This is a genomic window from Pantoea sp. LMR881, assembly GCF_027157825.1.
In the GTDB taxonomy this organism is placed as follows: domain Bacteria; phylum Pseudomonadota; class Gammaproteobacteria; order Enterobacterales; family Enterobacteriaceae; genus Pantoea; species Pantoea haifensis.
In genome coordinates this window covers 1,257,684-1,274,681 of sequence record NZ_JAPVOK010000002.1, presented here as the reverse complement: position 1 = coordinate 1,274,681, position 16,998 = coordinate 1,257,684, and the positions used below count along the sequence as shown (strand labels likewise).

At 51.4% G+C, this 16,998-nt stretch carries 10 protein-coding genes, 7 tRNA genes and 3 pseudogenes; 2 read left to right on the top strand and 18 right to left on the bottom strand.

Translation table 11 applies throughout. The annotated features are described in order from the left end of the window. Positions 1-2: 2 nt before the first annotated feature. Positions 3-2,586 (bottom strand): annotated as a pseudogene (gene leuS, locus O3W44_RS07840) (leucine--tRNA ligase). 222 nt (positions 2,587-2,808) lie between these two features. Between leuS and O3W44_RS07835 the strand changes: the two are divergent. Continuing rightward, the gene (locus O3W44_RS07835) at positions 2,809-3,291 is read left to right on the top strand and encodes a zinc ribbon-containing protein (RefSeq protein ID WP_269292624.1); all 483 of its coding nucleotides are present in this window, start codon (positions 2,809-2,811) and stop codon (positions 3,289-3,291) included. A gap of 35 nt (positions 3,292-3,326) precedes the next feature. On the opposite strand, the gene O3W44_RS07830 is transcribed toward O3W44_RS07835, so the two are convergent. The 9 genes and pseudogenes from O3W44_RS07830 to miaB all read right to left on the bottom strand — a co-directional run bounded on the left by O3W44_RS07830 (position 3,327) and on the right by miaB (position 12,724). Continuing rightward, entirely contained in the window at positions 3,327-4,052 is a 726-nt protein-coding gene (locus tag O3W44_RS07830) for an amino acid ABC transporter ATP-binding protein (RefSeq protein ID WP_269292623.1), read from the bottom strand. Continuing rightward, complete coding sequence (gltK, locus tag O3W44_RS07825; RefSeq protein WP_269292622.1) at positions 4,049-4,729, bottom strand: glutamate/aspartate ABC transporter permease GltK; 681 nt, start codon at positions 4,727-4,729, stop codon at positions 4,049-4,051. The genes O3W44_RS07830 and gltK overlap by 4 nt, the downstream gene beginning before the upstream one ends. Beyond that, positions 4,729-5,469, bottom strand: coding sequence for an amino acid ABC transporter permease (locus O3W44_RS07820; RefSeq protein WP_269292621.1), 741 nt, complete (start codon positions 5,467-5,469; stop codon positions 4,729-4,731). Before O3W44_RS07820 ends, gltK begins: the two co-directional genes overlap by 1 nt. Before the next feature lie 265 nt (positions 5,470-5,734). Beyond that, positions 5,735-6,631, bottom strand: a complete 897-nt coding sequence (locus tag O3W44_RS07815; RefSeq protein WP_269292620.1) for an amino acid ABC transporter substrate-binding protein — start codon at positions 6,629-6,631, stop codon at positions 5,735-5,737. A 436-nt stretch (positions 6,632-7,067) separates the two neighbouring features. Beyond that, a pseudogene (lnt, locus tag O3W44_RS07810) lies at positions 7,068-8,592 on the bottom strand (apolipoprotein N-acyltransferase). 4 nt (positions 8,593-8,596) lie between these two features. Then, on the bottom strand, positions 8,597-9,478 hold the full coding sequence (corC, locus tag O3W44_RS07805) for a CNNM family magnesium/cobalt transport protein CorC (protein WP_269292619.1): 882 nt from the start codon (positions 9,476-9,478) through the stop codon (positions 8,597-8,599). An 81-nt stretch (positions 9,479-9,559) separates the two neighbouring features. Further along, positions 9,560-10,032 (bottom strand): annotated as a pseudogene (ybeY, locus tag O3W44_RS07800) (rRNA maturation RNase YbeY). Further along, positions 10,029-11,090 carry a PhoH family protein gene (locus O3W44_RS07795; RefSeq protein WP_269292618.1) on the bottom strand — a complete coding sequence of 354 codons (1,062 nt, stop codon included), beginning with the start codon at positions 11,088-11,090 and terminating at the stop codon, positions 10,029-10,031. The pseudogene ybeY and the gene O3W44_RS07795 overlap by 4 nt, the downstream one beginning before the upstream one ends. Positions 11,091-11,299: 209 nt before the next feature. Beyond that, positions 11,300-12,724 carry a tRNA (N6-isopentenyl adenosine(37)-C2)-methylthiotransferase MiaB gene (miaB, locus tag O3W44_RS07790; RefSeq protein WP_269292617.1) on the bottom strand — a complete coding sequence of 475 codons (1,425 nt, stop codon included), beginning with the start codon at positions 12,722-12,724 and terminating at the stop codon, positions 11,300-11,302. Between the two features lie 177 nt (positions 12,725-12,901). On the opposite strand from miaB, the gene ubiF reads away from it, so the two are divergent. Beyond that, a complete protein-coding gene (gene ubiF / locus O3W44_RS07785; RefSeq protein ID WP_269292616.1) occupies positions 12,902-14,074 on the top strand; it encodes a 3-demethoxyubiquinol 3-hydroxylase in 1,173 nt (390 codons plus the stop codon). A 204-nt stretch (positions 14,075-14,278) separates the two neighbouring features. Here the strand turns inward: ubiF and O3W44_RS07780 are convergent. From O3W44_RS07780 to asnB, 8 genes are all read right to left on the bottom strand, one after another. Continuing rightward, positions 14,279-14,353, bottom strand: a tRNA-Gln gene (locus O3W44_RS07780). A 27-nt stretch (positions 14,354-14,380) separates the two neighbouring features. After that, positions 14,381-14,455, bottom strand: a tRNA-Gln gene (locus O3W44_RS07775). 6 nt (positions 14,456-14,461) lie between these two features. Continuing rightward, positions 14,462-14,538 (bottom strand) — tRNA-Met (locus O3W44_RS07770). 22 nt (positions 14,539-14,560) lie between these two features. Next, positions 14,561-14,635 (bottom strand) — tRNA-Gln (locus O3W44_RS07765). Positions 14,636-14,671: 36 nt separating this feature from the next. After that, positions 14,672-14,746: transfer RNA gene (locus tag O3W44_RS07760), tRNA-Gln, on the bottom strand. Between the two features lie 22 nt (positions 14,747-14,768). Next, positions 14,769-14,853 (bottom strand) — tRNA-Leu (locus O3W44_RS07755). 7 nt (positions 14,854-14,860) lie between these two features. Beyond that, positions 14,861-14,937: transfer RNA gene (locus tag O3W44_RS07750), tRNA-Met, on the bottom strand. Between the two features lie 216 nt (positions 14,938-15,153). Then, positions 15,154-16,821 (bottom strand): asparagine synthase B, encoded by a 1,668-nt coding sequence (asnB, locus tag O3W44_RS07745; protein ID WP_269292615.1) that lies wholly within the window; start codon positions 16,819-16,821, stop codon positions 15,154-15,156. Positions 16,822-16,998: the final 177 nt, after the last annotated feature.

Below are 16,998 nucleotides of genomic sequence, written 5' to 3'. Positions count from 1 at the left end.
ACTTAACCTACGACCAGGTTAAGCAGTTTGCCCGGTACATAAATCACTTTACGAATGGTAACGCCATCAAGGTATTTTGCTACCAAATGCTCTTGCGCAGCGCGTGCCTGTACCTGTTCCTGCGTGGCATCAGCTGCAACGGTAATCTTACCGCGCACTTTACCGTTAACCTGAACAACCACCAGCAAAGAGTCTTCAACCATAGCGGCTTCATCCGCTACCGGCCAGACGGCATTATCAATAGTGCCTTCACCGCCCAGCGTCTGCCATAAAACGTAGCAGGCGTGTGGCGTAAACGGATAGAGCAAACGTGTTACTGCCAGCAGAGCTTCCTGCATCAGCGCACGGTCTTGCTCGCTCTCTTGTGGCGCTCGCGTCAGTTTGTTCATCAACTCCATAATGGCAGCGATGGCGGTGTTAAAAGTCTGACGCCGCCCAATATCATCCGCCACTTTGGCGATGGTTTTGTGCAGATCGCGGCGTAACGCTTTCTGGTCGTCGTTCAATGCAGCAACATCCAGTGCTGCGGTGGCGCCTTTTTGCGTATGGTCAAATACCAGTTTCCATACGCGTTTCAGGAAGCGGTTTGCACCTTCAACGCCCGACTCCTGCCATTCCAGCGTCATGTCGGCCGGGGAAGCAAACATCATAAACAGGCGTACGGTATCAGCACCGTAACGCTCAACCATGAGCTGTGGATCGATGCCGTTGTTTTTTGACTTCGACATTTTGCTCATGCCAGCGTAAATCACCTCGCGGCCCTGATTATCGACAGCCTTGATGATGCGGCCTTTTTCATCGCGCTCAACGGTAACGTCAACCGGTGATACCCAGTTACGTTCGCCATTCTCGCCCACAAAGTAAAACGCATCCGCTAATACCATGCCCTGGCAAAGCAGGCGTTTAGCTGGCTCATTAGAGTTAACCAGACCTGCATCACGCAACAGCTTGTGGAAGAAGCGGAAATACATCAGGTGCATAATGGCGTGTTCAATACCGCCAATGTACTGATCGACCGGCAGCCAGTAGTTCGCTGCAGCCGGATCCAGCATGCCTTCGTTGTAGTTAGCGCAGGTATAGCGCGCGTAGTACCACGACGATTCCATAAAGGTGTCGAAAGTATCAGTTTCGCGCAGCGCCGGTTGGCCGTTTACCGTGGTTTTCGCCCACTCAGGATCAGCTTTGATCGGGCTGGTGATGCCATCCATAACGACATCTTCCGGCAGGATAACCGGCAGTTGATCTTCTGGCGTTGGCATCACAGTGCCATCTTCCAGCGTAACCATGGGAATCGGCGCGCCCCAGTAACGCTGACGCGACACGCCCCAGTCACGCAAGCGATAATTGACTTTACGCACGCCCACGCCTTTCGCGGCCAGCGCATCGGCAATCGCATTGAAGCCTGCGACATGATCGAGACCGGTAAAGTCGCCTGAATTAAACAGCATACCTTTGTCAGTCATCGCGGCGGCGCTTACGTCTGGCTCGCTACCGTCAAGGTTCAGGACAACAGGTTTGATGGACAGATCATATTTAGTCGCAAATTCCCAGTCACGCTGATCGTGCGCCGGAACCGCCATTACTGCACCCGTGCCGTACTCCATCAGGACGAAGTTTGCTACCCATACCGGAACAGGTTCGCCGGTTAAAGGATGGATAGCAAACAGGCCAGTGGCCATGCCTTTCTTCTCCATTGTCGCCATATCGGCTTCGGCAACTTTGGTATTGCGGCACTCAGCGATAAAGTCTGCCAGCGCAGGGTTATTCACTGACGCCTGGGTCGCCAGCGGATGGCCCGCTGCTACAGCCACATAGGTGGCACCCATAAAGGTGTCTGGACGAGTGGTATACACCGTCAGTTTTTTCTTCGCTGTGGGCAACATCAAAAGTGATTTCTACCCCTTCAGAACGGCCGATCCAGTTACGCTGCATGGTTTTGACCTGCTCAGGCCACTCTTCCAGCGTATCTAAATCATTTAACAGTTCTTCAGCGTAGTCGGTAATTTTAACGAACCACTGCGGGATCTCTTTGCGCTCAACTTTGGTATCACAGCGCCAGCAGCAGCCATCAATAACCTGTTCGTTTGCCAGCACGGTTTGATCGTTCGGACACCAGTTAACGGCTGAGGTTTTTTTATAAACCAGGCCTTTCTCGTACAGTTTGGTGAAGAACCACTGCTCCCAGCGATAATATTCTGGCTGACAGGTCGCCAGTTCGCGGCTCCAGTCATAACCAAAGCCCAGCAGCTTCAGCTGGTTCTTCATGTAGGCGATGTTGTCGTAAGTCCATGGCGCAGGTGCGGTATTATTTTTTACCGCAGCACCTTCAGCAGGCAGACCAAACGCATCCCAGCCAATCGGCTGCAGGACATTTTTGCCGAGCATACGCTGATAACGCGCGATTACGTCGCCGATGGTGTAGTTACGAACGTGGCCCATATGAAGGCGACCAGAAGGATAGGGCAACATGGAGAGGCAATAATATTTTTCTTTACCTTCCTGCTCAGTCACTTTAAACGTTTCGTTTTCATCCCAGTGTTGCTGCACGCGGGATTCAATCTCTTCCGGGCGGTATTGCTCTTGCATGGCTGCCTGTGGTCCTTAATGAATGACACTTTGCTTACTTTAAGATCCGCATAGCATACCCATAAGGCCGCGTATCAACAACACTTCCCACTTTAGCGGGTGTGATTTCTGTTTCAAACACCTGAGCCTTCACCCTTTTGTAATTCACTGTACAGACGACACGGCAAATATGACAAAACAGCTAAACTTAGTGCAGGCATTGCGTGAAGAAAGGAGAATAAAATGAACAAAGTGGCTCAGGAATATCGCGAGTCGTTAGCGGTTTTAACCGAGCGCCTTCGTCATGGCGATCGGGATATTGATACATTAGTTGCACAGCGACGCAGCCAGCTGCTGGCGAACAGCACTCTCACGCCGGGTGAAATCGAGCAGGCGTTAACCTCTGTACGTCGCGATCTGGGAGAGTTTGCCCGCAGCTATGCAGAGGTTGAGCAACCGTTGGGTGATTCGGTGTTTATGCGCATCATTCGCGAAAGCGTCTGGAAAGAGCTGGCAGACATTACCGATAAAAGCCAGCTGGAGTGGCGTGAAGTCTTTCAGGATCTCCACCATCACGGTGTGTATCAAAGTGGGGAAGTGGTGGGGCTGGGCAATCTGGTGTGTGAGAAGTGTCAGTTTACCCGTGCCATTTATACCCCTGAAACCCTGTCGCGCTGTCCCGAATGTGGTCACGACCAGTTCCAGCGTCAGCCGTTTGAACCTTAAATAAACGGGCGGGCATGATTGCCCGCCATCTTTGATTAATGCAGGATTTTAGCGAGAAAATCTTTTGCGCGATCGGATTGCGGATTATCAAAGAAGTCATCTTTTTTGCGATCTTCAATAATCTTGCCTTCATCCATAAAGATCACGCGGTTCGCCACTTTACGGGCAAAGCCCATTTCGTGCGTTACCACCATCATCGTCATACCTTCTTGTGCCAGTTCAACCATCACATCCAGCACTTCATTAATCATTTCCGGGTCCAGCGCCGAAGTAGGTTCATCAAACAGCATGGCGATGGGATCCATACAGAGCGCGCGCGCTATGGCGACGCGCTGCTGCTGACCGCCAGAAAGCTGGCCAGGAAATTTCTGCGCATGGGCAGAAAGCCCTACGCGATTCAGCAGTTTTAGTCCTTTATCATGCGCTGCCGCTTTGTCACGTTTCAGGACCTTCACTTGCGCCAGCACCAGATTATCGATAATGCTGAGGTGGGGAAAAAGTTCGAAGTGCTGAAACACCATGCCCACTTTGCTGCGCAACTGCGCCAGATTGGTTTTTTTGTTATTCACTTCGGTGCCGTTGACCGTAATGCTGCCCTGTTGAACAGGTTCCAGACCATTGACGGTTTTAATCAGCGTTGATTTACCCGAGCCAGAAGGTCCGCATACGACAACAACCTCACCGGTTTTGACTTCGGTTGAGCAGTCGGTCAGCACCTGAAAGTGACCATACCACTTAGAAACGTTTTTCAGGTTAATCATTTAAACTGTCCTTTTTCTTTTAGATAGCTGACTAACAGCGATGCGCTCAGGCTGATGATGAAATAAACCAGGCCGGCAAACAAAATCATTTCAACCTGCGTACCGTCACGCTCACCAATCGTCGATGCCGTGCGGAAGAAATCAGCCAGGCTCAAGACATACACCAGCGAGGTATCCTGAAACAGCACGATACCTTGCGTCAGCAACAGCGGCACCATGGCGCGAAATGCCTGCGGCAGGATAACCAGTTTCATCGACTGCCACTGTGTCATCCCTAATGCCAACGCGGCATTTGCCTGCCCGCGAGAAATACTGATGATCCCGGCGCGAATGATTTCTGAATAGTAAGCTGCTTCAAACAGCGAGAACGCCACCATTGCCGAAATCAGGCGAATATCGGTTTTCGGGGAAATGCCAAGCACTTGCTGCAAGAAGCTCGGCACTACCAGATAGAACCACAGCAGCACCATGACCAGCGGCACAGAGCGAAACAGATTGACGTACAGTCTGGCAAACCAGCTAATTGCTTTGAAACTTGAAAGACGCATTACTGCCAGTAGCGTGCCCCAGATAATGCCGAAGACAACTGCCGTGACGGTGATTTTCAGGGTGATCACCAGACCGTTCAACAGATAGGGCAAGCTGGGAGGAATTGAACTCCAGTCAAACTCGTACATTATTTTCCTCCCACATTGCCCGGCAGGCGTACTTTGCGTTCAACCAGGCTCATGATCAGCATGATCACCAGGTTTATGGCGATATAGGCCAGGGTAATGGCGGTAAATGATTCATAGGCGTGGGCTGAGTAGTCGAGCAGTTTGCCCGCCTGCGCAGCCATATCGACCAGGCCGATAGTGGAGGCAATGGCTGAGTTTTTTACCAGGTTAAGCATTTCTGATGTCATTGGCGGGACAATCACGCGATACGCATTCGGCAACAACACATAGCGGTAGGTTTGCGGCAGGGTTAAACCCATCGCCAGACCTGCATTTTTTTGTCCGGTTGGCAGAGACTGAATAGCTGCGCGCACTTGTTCACACACGCGGGCAGCGGTGAACAGGCCAAGGCAAATCACAGAGGCAGTAAAAAACTGAATGTCAGGATCCAGTTCCGCTTTGAACCACATCCCCAAATCTTCGCCCACCAGTTCTGGCGCAACCAGATACCAAAAGAAGAACTGGACGATAAGCGGAATGTTACGAAACAGCTCCACGTAGCAGGTGCCAATAGTCGCCAGCAGGCGGTTAGGCACGGTACGCAGAATGCCAAAAAGTGAACCTACACAGAAGGCGATAATCCAGGCACAACAGGAGACAGCAATCGTCACCTGAAAACCGGACCACAGCCAGCCAAGATAGGTCGTGTTACCGAACGGGGCCTGTTCAAGAAAAATGCCCCAGTTCCAATCGATACCCATAACGAGCTCCGGTAAAAAAGGGTAGCTTTCCCCTTCATAGTTCAAGCCGCAGATGCGTTGGCTGCGTTGACTCACCTCAGCTATTTACTGAAGATCTGCGCCTTTGCCGCCTTACTGCCACCTAAATTATGTTGGGTAATCGCTACCTGAAGATTGATGAACGGCATTTTGCTGCCCGTCTCAGGGGAACGACCTGAGCGGGCTGTCTGTCCGCGCCGCGGTTTCAACAATCGAGAAGGCAGCCTGGCTGCCCTTGTTATCGTTGTTAATTCAGTGCCTTGTCGTTCGGCGTTTTGAACAGAGCCTTCATGTCGTCAGACAGGGCGAAGTTCATGTTCAGGTTCTTTGGTGGAATCGGTTGTTTGAACCAGGTATCGAACCATTTCTCCGCCTGACCCGAGGTCTGCGCTTTAGCAATGGTGTCATCCACTAACGTTTTAAACTGCGCATCGTCTTTACGCAGCATACAGCCGTAAGCTTCTTTCGACTGTGGCGTACCTAAGATTTCCCAGTTGTCTGGTTTCTTCGCTTTGGCGCGCTCACCCGCTAACAGAGCATCATCCATCATGAAAGCCACTGCGCGACCGGTTTCCAGGGTACGGAAAGAGTCGCCGTGATCTTTAGCACTAATGATGCGCATTTCCATTTTTTGTTCATCGTTCAGTTTGTGCAGCAGCACTTCTGACGTAGTTCCCGAGGTAACCACCACCGTTTTGCCTTTCAGATCGGTGAAATCTTTAATCGGGCCGCCTTTTTTCACCAGCAAACGTGTACCGATAACAAAGATGGTGTCTGAAAAGGCCGCCTGTTTCTGACGCTCAACGTTGTTGGTGGTAGAGCCACACTCAAAATCGTAAGTGCCGTTCTGTAACAGCGGAATACGATTTTGTGAGGTGATCGGAATCATTTTGACTTGCAGGTCAGGTTTGTTCAGCTTCGCTTTGATGGCGTCCACAATGGCGTTGGAATAGGCCTGGGAATAGCCGACGACTTTTTGCTGGTTGTCATAGTAAGAAAAGGGAACTGATGATTCACGGTGCCCGACGACGATGACGCCATTGTCATTGATCTTCTTCAGGGTGCCGCTGAGATCTTCCGCCTGGGCCGCTCCTGCTGCTGCGCTTAACAGCAGAAGAGATAATGCCACTTTGCGTATCTGCATGTTCCAACTCCTTCGTATGGAATTTGCTCAGGATATAACCTGCGCTGATTATGATGTTGTGTGTATTTCCTGCTGCTTTTCTGCTTATCCCACAGCGCAACTGCGCTCAGAATAACCACTAACATAGCGGATTGTTAACGCAATGAAATAAAAAGTTTCTTTTTTGCGAGGTGTTCCGCACCAAAAAAAGGCAAAAATTTATCCATGCGCTATAAAGGTGCGCTTCGAATAGCTTTTTTGGTGCAACTCGTCGCCTGTTGCGTCAGCAAACCCTCTGTCTGTGAAAAACACTGGAATAAATAGCAATCATCGTGCCAGAAACAGGATTTTTCTGAGAAAGCAGCAGAGTCTGCGTCTGAAAAAGGGCAAAGGAGAGGGATGTGAAGACAAAAAAACGGCGAAGGTTAGCTTCGCCGTTTCAGGAAGGCGTTACAGATTACTGTCGCCGGCGCAGGAAGGCGATGAACGTTGCCAGTACCGTTAACAGCCAGACCGGCCAGACGCCGACGCGTGCATAAGGCGTTTCTCCGCTGGTCGGCGTTACCTTATCGGTCAGCACATCGCGGGTAAACTGCGGCAACATCTTTCTCAACGTCACCGTTAGCGTTGACGACGGCTGTTACACCATTGTTGGTGCTGCGCAGCAGCGGTCGGCCTAACTCCAGTGCACGCATACGCGCCATTTGGAAGTGCTGCCACGGACCGATTGAGTGACCAAACCAGGCATCATTAGAGACGGTTAGCAGAAAATTTGTGTTCGAACGGAAATTTGCCCGCACCTGTTCGCCCAGCACGATTTCATAGCAGATGGCGCTGGTGAGGTTATAGCCTGCAACCTGTAGCTGCGGCTGAATGTAAGCCCCACGACTAAAAGAGGACATTGGCAGGTCAAAAAACGGTGCCAGAGGACGCAGCAGATCGGCAAGCGGAACGAATTCGCCAAACGGAACCAGATGGTTTTTTTGATAGCGATTGCTGCTCAAATAGCTGTAAGGCTGTTCGCCACCCAGCGCGATCACCGTGTTGTAATCGTGATAGCGATTCTGCTCCAGGCGTGAATCAACGATCCCGGTAATCAGGGCACTGCCGCGCTGGCGCAACTCCTCATCCAGTGAACGCAGGAAAGGTTGCTGATTGCTTTCCAGGTCAGTAATCGCTGATTCAGGCCAGATAATGATCGGCGTTTTGCCCATCAACGGCTGGCTTAAACCGCTGTAAATACGCAGCGTGTTGAGCAGTTGCTGGGGATCCCACTTCATAGATTGTGGGATGTTGCCTTGTACCAGTGCGACATCAACGCTGCGCTGCGGCAGCGGTTGATACCACTGTAAATAGCGCAGCGGCCAAGGCAGAGCCAGCAAGACAATCGCGACAATCAGGCTTTTACCGTTGCGATGTTGCATGGCATGAACCAGGAAACCGGCAACAATCATCAACAGGAAGGTCACTGTTTCTACGCCAGCCAGCGGGGCCAGTCCTTTCAGCGGGCCATCTATTTGGCTATAGCCAAACTGCAGCCAGGGAAAGCCGGTCAGTATCCAGCCGCGCAGAAACTCAGTGATCTGCCACAAAGCGGGGGCAGCCAGCGCCAGGCGCCACAGTGTCGCACGTGGCCAGAGACGGTTGAGCACCCCCGCAAACAGTGCCGGGTAGAGTGCTAAATAGGCTGCCAGCAGAATCACCAGCATGACATTTACCGGACCGGGCATGCCGCCAAAGGTTGCAATACTGACGTAAACCCAGTTGATGCCGCTACCAAACAGGCCAAAACCCCAGACAAAACCCAGCCCTGTAGCCTGCAGGCTGGTGCGATTAAGCGTCAGGATTTGCAAACCACACAGTGAAATCAGTGCAGCAGGCCAGAAATCATAGGGAGAAAAGGCCAGGGTGCCGCATGCACCCGTTATTAAAGCCAGCAGTAAGCGTACCCGCTGGCGCGAGTAAAGAGAGGCCAAAGGCATAAAATTATTCGTCTTCCAGTTGAGGTCGCGGCGAATTTTCCGGAATAGTGACATGAACCTGGATGATACGACGGCTGTCGGCCATTGCGACTTTGAATTGGTAACCATCGATTTCAATGTTTTCGCCACGGGCAGGAAGATGACCAAAGCCCTGCATGACCAGGCCGCCAATGGTATCAACCTCTTCATCGCTGAACTGTGTGCCAAACACCTCATTGAAGTCTTCAATGGGCGTTAACGCACGCACCGTGTAGGTATGACGGTTTAGCTGACGGATATCACGATCTTCTTCATCATCATATTCGTCTTCAATTTCACCTACGATCAGCTCCAGGATGTCTTCAATGGTCACCAGGCCGGAAACGCCACCAAACTCATCGATGACAATCGCCATGTGATAGCGTTGGGAGCGAAACTCTTTCAGCATGCGATCAACACGCTTACTTTCAGGTACAACAACCGCGGGGCGCAGTACTTTTTCGATGCTGAACGGCTCTGATTCGCTGCTCATAAACGGCAACAAATCTTTGGCCATTAAAATGCCTTCGACATGATCTTTGTCTTCGCTGATTACCGGAAAGCGCGAATGCGCGGATTCGATAATCACGTCAAGACACTCTTCGAGGTTTTGGTTACGTTTGAGGGTAATCATTTGCGAGCGTGGGATCATGATGTCACGCACGCGCTGCTCCGCGATGTCCAAAACACCTTCCAGCATGTCGCGGGTGTCCTGATCAATCAGTTCTTTATTATTAGAATCGCGGATCAATTCCAGCAGTTCGTCACGGCTTTTGGGCTCACCGTGAAACAGTTGGTTGATCAACAGGGAAAAGAATCCCTTTTTACTACTGGGTGCATCGCTGTTTTGAGAATGGTCGTCGCTCATGGCGGTTTTTAAAGATCTCTCGGGTGAGGTAATTGAGCTGTCAGCGTTCTCGCTGACAGCAGGATGGCCTGATCCAGCGGATCAGGCGTCTTCTTTCTCCGAAATGTACGGATCAGGATAACCAAGAGCAAGCATTATCTCGGTCTCCAGGCTTTCCATTTCTTCGGCTTCGTCATCTTCAATGTGGTCATAGCCCAATAAATGCAGCGTGCCATGTACCACCATGTGTGCCCAGTGCGCCTCGACAGTTTTACCTTGTTCAGCAGCCTCTTGCTCAACAACCTGACGACAAATAATCAGGTCGCCCAGCAGAGGAAGCTCAATGCCAGGGGCGCTTCGAACGGGAATGACAACACGTTAGTTGGCTTATCTTTACCGCGATAAGTCAGATTAAGCTCATGACTTTCGGCTTCATCAACCAAACGAATGGTGACTTCACTTTCAGGCTGGAAAGGCGTTACCGCTGCTTCAAGCCAGCGTTGAAACTGGGCTTCTTCTGGCAAGCCGTCGTTGTGCTCGCAGGCGAGCTGAAGATCAAGAATGACCGAACTCATTTGCTCTCCTGCGAAACGGCCTGAGCGGCCAGTGCTTCGCGTTTACGTTCTTCTGCCTGATGATCGCGGCGTTTTTGATCCGCTTCTTCCCAGGCCTCGTAGGCATTAACGATGCGGGCCACCACCGGATGACGGACAACGTCTTCACTGTGGAAGAAGTTAAAGCTGATCTCTTCCACTTCAGAGAGCACTTCAATGGCATGACGCAGGCCAGATTTAGTGTGGCGCGGCAAGTCAATCTGCGTCACATCCCCGGTGATGACCGCTTTGGAGTTAAACCCGATACGCGTCAGAAACATTTTCATCTGTTCAATGGTGGTGTTCTGACTTTCATCCAAAATGATAAACGCATCATTGAGGGTGCGGCCGCGCATATAGGCAAGCGGGGCAACTTCAATGACGTTGCGCTCCATGAGTTTTTCAACTCGCTCAAAGCCCAGCATTTCAAACAGCGCATCGTACAGCGGACGCAGATAAGGGTCGACTTTCTGGCTCAGGTCACCCGGCAGAAAGCCCAGTTTTTCACCCGCTTCTACCGCGGGACGCGTTAACAGAATACGCCGGATTTCCTGACGCTCCAGCGCATCAACGGCGGCTGCAACGGCCAGATAGGTTTTACCCGTGCCCGCAGGGCCGACACCAAAGGTGATGTCATGGTCAAGGATGTTAGCGATGTACTGCGCCTGATTAGGCGTCCGTGGCTTAATAACACCGCGCTTGGTTTTAATGTTTACCGCTTTGCCATATTCTGGCACGCTTTCGGCGGTTTGCTCTAGCACGCGGCTTTCTTTGATCGCCAGATGAATTTGTTCTGGTTCGATATCGGGTATGTCACCGCGTACCGGGGCGGTATCCACGTACAGCGTACGCAAGATGTCTGCAGCGGCGTTTACGCAAAGTGTGCGTCCAACCAGTTTGAAAACATTGTCACGACGATTGATTTCAATACCCAGACGACGTTCCAGCTGTTTTACATTGTCATCAAATGGACCACACAGGCTCATCAGACGGCTGTTATCGGCCGGTTCAAGGGCGATTTCACGAGTTTCGATATTCAAACGAATCCTTTGGGTCACTCAGGGCCAGTTGAGATGTGTGTTTGGTGCAGCGTTTGGCTTAACCAAATGCACCATAACGAAATTATTTATGTGGTAAAGCCTGGGCGCAAGCTTTAGAAAGGATATTTGGGCGGCAGTTTCAGAAACCAAGTGCAATAAACTGAAATTAGCGGCAGCGTTATGCGCGCTGCCGCAGAGTAAAGCAGATATCAAGGCTGGAACGTGCCAACACCGATCTCATTCTCTTTGCGCGTACGCGCAATCACAGAGGCCGGGCTTTCAACGACGCGAAGACCCATTTCATCTTCGGTGCGCACCAGCTTACCGCGCAGCGAGTTGGCGTAGACATCGACGATTTCGACATCAACGAACTTGCCGATCATGTCCGGTGAACCTTCAAAATTCACCACGCGGTTATTTTCGGTGCGGCCTGAAACTTCCATCACATTTTTACGCGAGATACCTTCTACCAGAATACGTTGCACGCTGCCAAGCATGCGACGGCTCCAGGCTTGTGCCTGCTGGTTGATGCGGTCCTGCAAAATGTAGAGACGCTGTTTTTTCTCTTCTTCGCTGACGTCATCCGGTAAATCAGCAGCCGGTGTGCCCGGACGTGCAGAGTAGATAAAGCTGAAACTCATGTCGAAATTCACATCGGCAATCAGTTTCATGGTCTGTTCGAAATCCTGCTGGGTTTCACCCGGGAAGCCGATAATGAAGTCAGAGCTGATCTGGATTTCCGGACGAGCAGCGCGCAGCTTACGGATAATCGCTTTGTATTCCAGCGCCGTATGGGCACGCTTCATCAGCGTCAGAATACGGTCTGCGCCACTCTGTACCGGCAAATGCAGGAAGCTCACCAGTTCAGGGGTATCGCGGTAGACTTCAATGATGTCATCAGTAAATTCAATCGGATGGCTGGTGGTAAAGCGAATGCGATCGATACCGTCAATAGCCGCAACCAAACGCAGGAGTTCAGCGAAGGTGCAGATTTCACCATCAAAAGTGGCGCCACGATAGGCGTTAACGTTCTGACCGAGCAGGTTAACTTCGCGCACGCCTTGCGCTGCCAGCTGAGCAATTTCCAACAGAATGTCATCGCTCGGACGGCTGACTTCCTCACCACGGGTGTAAGGCACCACGCAGAAAGTACAATATTTATTACAACCTTCCATAATGGAGACAAAGGCCGTTGGGCCTTCAGCACGCGGTTCTGGCAGGCGGTCAAACTTTTCGATTTCCGGGAAGCTGATATCGACAACTGGACTCTTGCTGCCACGTACGCTGTTGATCATTTCAGGCAGACGGTGCAGCGTTTGTGGTCCAAACACGATATCGACGTAATGTGCGCGCTGGCGGATATGATCCCCTTCCTGCGACGCCACGCAGCCGCCGACGCCGATGATCAAATCAGGGTTGCGCTCTTTTAAGGTTTTCCAGCGGCCCAACTGATGGAAAACTTTTTCCTGCGCTTTCTCGCGAATAGAGCAGGTGTTGAGCAGCAGAACATCCGCATCTTCCGCTTCCTCGGTCAGAGTGTAGCCATGCGTGCTGTTCAGCAAGTCAGCCATCTTAGATGAATCGTATTCATTCATCTGACAGCCCCAGGTTTTGATATGCAGTTTTTTCGTCATCGAACTAGCCATTGATTCAGTGCAGTGAAGTGCAGGGCGCGTATTGTAATGCTTTGCTGCTGTTGTGACCAGCCTAAGGGCTTTTCTGATCGTGCCAGATTTTTTTTCCGGTACACTTTGCCCTAATCATCCCACTCGCTGCACAGGCTGGCGGGGAAATGCAGAAGGATATGAGCAATGCAGAATAACCATTTTGATGTCGTGGTCGTCGGCGGCGGCATGGTCGGCGCGGCGCTGGCATGCGGATTAGCACTTCATCAGTTTCGTGTGGCGGTCGTTGAAAAAGCAGAACCCGCGCCTTATGTGCCAGACAGCGAGCCTGACTTACGTATTTCGGCGATTGGTTCTTCTTCGGTCGCGTTACTGAAACAACTGGATGTCTGGTCTCGCGTTGAGGCGATGCGCTGCGCGCCGTATCGCAAGCTGGAAACCTGGGAGTGGCAAACTGCTCAGGTCAATTTTGATGCAGCATCGCTTGGCTTACCTGAGCTTGGCTTTATGGTTGAGAACGCCGTGTTGCAGCGCGCACTGTGGGAGCGGATGCAGCAACTTGATGTAACGGTGATCTCTCCTGCCACGCTGGAACTGCTTCAGTCCGAAAATGGCGGCTGGCGGGTAAGTTTGAATGATGAACAGGTTTTGCATACACGTTTGGTCGTGGGGGCAGATGGTGCAAACTCGCAGGTGAGGCAGATGTCGGGCATTGGAATCCACGGCTGGAGTTATGCGCAGTCATGTTTGCTGATTAGCGTGACCTGTGAACATCCCGCAGGCGATACAACCTGGCAACATTTTACCCCGCAGGGGCCACGCGCGTTTCTGCCGCTGTATGGTAATCGTGCCTCGCTGGTGTGGTATGACTCGCCTGCACGTATTCGACAGTTGCAGACACTGGCGCTGCCGCAGCTGGAAAAAGAGATCGCCGCACACTTTCCGGCACGTTTAGGCCGTTTCAAGGCACATGGCGCAGCCGGTTTTCCGCTGGTACGCCGTCACGCCTCGCGTTATGTCTTACCCGGCCTGGCGCTGGTTGGAGATGCTGCTCACACTATCAATCCACTGGCGGGGCAGGGTGTAAATTTAGGCTATCGGGATATTGATGCGTTAATCGACGTGTTGACAGAAGCAAAGAGCAAAGCTGAAGACTGGGCTGCTGAACGCATATTGCAGCGTTATCAACGTCAGCGCCGTAGAGATAATCTGTTGATGCAGAGCGGCATGGATCTCTTCTATTTTGCGTTTAGTAATCACTTGCCGCCGCTGAAGCTGGTGCGGAATTTAGGGCTGATAGCCGCAGAGCATTCCGGCGTGTTAAAGCGTCAGGCGTTGCGTTATGCGTTAGGACTTTGAGTGTGCGATAAATCTTCAGGCCAGGGAGGGTTTGCTGATCGCCAGAAAGGCCCGCACGCGCTGCTCTTCAGGTAAGCCAGGCCGGGCCTGTTGGCTAAGGAGTGGCTATTGAAAAGCAAGCACAGCGATGGTGTTAACTCAGGAAATTCATGCCCAGACGGCAGAAACAACAAAGCCCGCAAAAGCGGGCTTTGTTATGCAATTTGGCTGGGGTGCAGGGATTCGAACCCCGGAATGCTGGTATCAGAAACCAGTGCCTTACCGCTTGGCGACACCCCAATGGTGTCAAATCAAATTGTCTTTAAATGGCTGGGGTGCAGGGATTCGAACCCCGGAATGCTGGTATCAGAAACCAGTGCCTTACCGCTTGGCGACACCCCAAGAAAATGGTGGCTACGACGGGAATCGAACCTGTGACCCCAGCATTATGAGTGCTGTGCTCTAACCAGCTGAGCTACGTAGCCAAATTGTAACGCTTTTCGATGATGGCTGGGATACCTGGATTCGAACCAGGGAATGCCGGTATCAAAAACCGGTGCCTTACCGCTTGGCGATATCCCATTCGTCGACTCGCATGCGCGAGAAAACATCGAAAATTGGCTGGGGTACCTGGATTCGAACCAGGGAATGCCGGTATCAAAAACCGGTGCCTTACCGCTTGGCGATACCCCATCCACGCTGCCGAATCATGAAATGGTGCGGGAGGCGAGACTTGAACTCGCACACCTTGCGGCGCCAGAACCTAAATCTGGTGCGTCTACCAATTTCGCCACTCCCGCAAAAAGATGGTGGCTACGACGGGAATCGAACCTGTGACCCCAGCATTATGAGTGCTGTGCTCTAACCAGCTGAGCTACGTAGCCATCTTTTTTCGCGTTACCTTCATCGGCGTTGCGGGGCGCATTATGCGGAGTTGACCACACAGCGTCAACAAGTTTTTTGTCGTTTTTCGCCTTAAATTGCCTGTTTGACTGGCTTGTAACCAGCATGGTGGTTTATTCGTCAATTATTCAGCGATTACAAGGCTAACGGCAAAAAAATGGACCCGCCAGGGCCCATTTTATGTTGCTGTATTGCGCTTATTTATAAGCGGATTGATGCACGCCTACCGCACGGCCCGATGGATCATCCATCGATTTGAACGCTTCATCCCATTCAATCGCTTTTGCAGACGAGCAGGCGACTGATGGACCGCCAGGAACACATTCAGCAGCACTCGGCAGCGGGAACAATTCTTCAAAGATTTCACGATAGAGATACGCTTCTTTCGAGGTCGGCGTGTTGAACGGGAAACGGAAGTGCGCCGTTGCCAGTTGCTGATCGCTGATTTGCTTCGCCGCGACTTCTTTTAAGCTGTCAATCCAGCTATAACCTACGCCATCAGAGAACTGCTCTTTCTGACGCCACGCTACGCTTTCTGGCAGATAAGAGGAGAAACATTCGCGCAGGATGTGCTTCTCCATCTTGCCGTTGCTGCCACACATTTTGTCTTCAGGGTTGATGCGCATGGCAACATCCAGGAATTTTTTATCCAGGAAAGGAACACGTGCTTCCACGCCCCATGCTGACATCGCTTTGTTGGCACGTGCGCAGTCAAACATGTGCAGGGCCATCAGCTTACGCACGTTCTCTTCATGAAATTCTTTCGCGTTTGGGGCCTTATGGAAATAGAGATAGCCACCAAATACTTCGTCAGCGCCTTCGCCTGACAACACCATTTTGATGCCCATCGCTTTAATTTTACGCGACATCAAATACATCGGTGTTGACGCGCGGATAGTGGTGACATCATAAGTCTCAATGTGATAAATCACATCGCGAATCGCATCCAGGCCTTCCTGCACGGTGAAATGAATTTCATGGTGAACCGTACCCAGATGCTCGGCGACAGATTTTGCCGCTTTTAGATCCGGAGAACCTTCCAGTCCAACGGCAAAAGAGTGCAGTTGAGGCCACCACGCATCGCTCTTATCCTGATCTTCTACACGCTTCGCGGCAAAACGTTTGGTCACCGCAGAGATGATTGAAGAGTCGAGGCCGCCAGAAAGCAGCACGCCGTAAGGCACGTCTGACATCAGATGGCTTTTTACTGACTCTTCCAGCGCATGTTTCAGGCCAGCAGCGTCAGTGACGTTGTGCTCAACGTTTTTGTATTCCATCCAGTCACGCTGCCAGTAGCGACGAATTTCGCCGTCAGTGCTGGAGAGATAGCTTCCTGGCGGGAATTCTTTGATTGAACGGCACACCGGAACCAAAGCTTTCATTTCTGATGCCACATACAGGTTGCCGTGCTCATCGTTACCCATATAAAGCGGGATAATACCGATGTGATCGCGGCCAATCAGGTAGGTGTTTTTCACACTGTCATAGAGGATGAAAGCAAACATACCTTCCAGATCGTCCAGGAAGTCGATGCCTTTTTCCTGATAGAGCGCGAGGATAACTTCGCAGTCAGAACCTGTCTGGAACTGATAGCGATCGCTCAGTTCAGCGCGCAGGGCCTGATGGTTATAAATTTCACCGTTTACAGCCAGTACGTGAGTGTGATCGGCGTTGTACAGCGGCTGTGCGCCGTTGTTAACGTCCACAATTGAGAGACGTTCATGAGCAAGAATTGCATGGTCACCCGCGTAAACACCTGACCAGTCTGGTCCGCGATGACGCATCAAACGTGAACATTCCAACGCTTTCTTGCGCAACTCAACAGGATCGGTTTTCAGATCCAACACACCAAAAATAGAACACATAACTGACTCCTGAACATACCTAAAGACGATCTGTATTTGCTAGCGTTTCGCTGCGTGATGTATAAGAAAATGCGCTATTTCATGGCGTCAATGCAAGAGAAATCGTGATTTTCTGATAAAAAGGTTGTTGCTGACCCGATAAAATTGAATAAACATCAATAATAATGCTTTTATTTT

Excerpts from the sequence above, each read along its gene's own strand:
- ubiF (WP_269292616.1), top strand. The coding sequence starts at position 12,902 with ATGCAGAATAACCATTTTGATGTCGTGGTCGTCGGCGGCGGCATGGTC.
- O3W44_RS07820 (WP_269292621.1), bottom strand. The coding sequence starts at position 5,469 with ATGGGTATCGATTGGAACTGGGGCATTTTTCTTGAACAGGCCCCGTTC.
- asnB (WP_269292615.1), bottom strand. The coding sequence starts at position 16,821 with ATGTGTTCTATTTTTGGTGTGTTGGATCTGAAAACCGATCCTGTTGAG.
- corC (WP_269292619.1), bottom strand. The coding sequence starts at position 9,478 with ATGAGCGACGACCATTCTCAAAACAGCGATGCACCCAGTAGTAAAAAG.
- O3W44_RS07830 (WP_269292623.1), bottom strand. The coding sequence starts at position 4,052 with ATGATTAACCTGAAAAACGTTTCTAAGTGGTATGGTCACTTTCAGGTG.
- gltK (WP_269292622.1), bottom strand. The coding sequence starts at position 4,729 with ATGTACGAGTTTGACTGGAGTTCAATTCCTCCCAGCTTGCCCTATCTG.
- miaB (WP_269292617.1), bottom strand. The coding sequence starts at position 12,724 with ATGACGAAAAAACTGCATATCAAAACCTGGGGCTGTCAGATGAATGAA.
- O3W44_RS07835 (WP_269292624.1), top strand. The coding sequence starts at position 2,809 with ATGAACAAAGTGGCTCAGGAATATCGCGAGTCGTTAGCGGTTTTAACC.
- O3W44_RS07815 (WP_269292620.1), bottom strand. The coding sequence starts at position 6,631 with ATGCAGATACGCAAAGTGGCATTATCTCTTCTGCTGTTAAGCGCAGCA.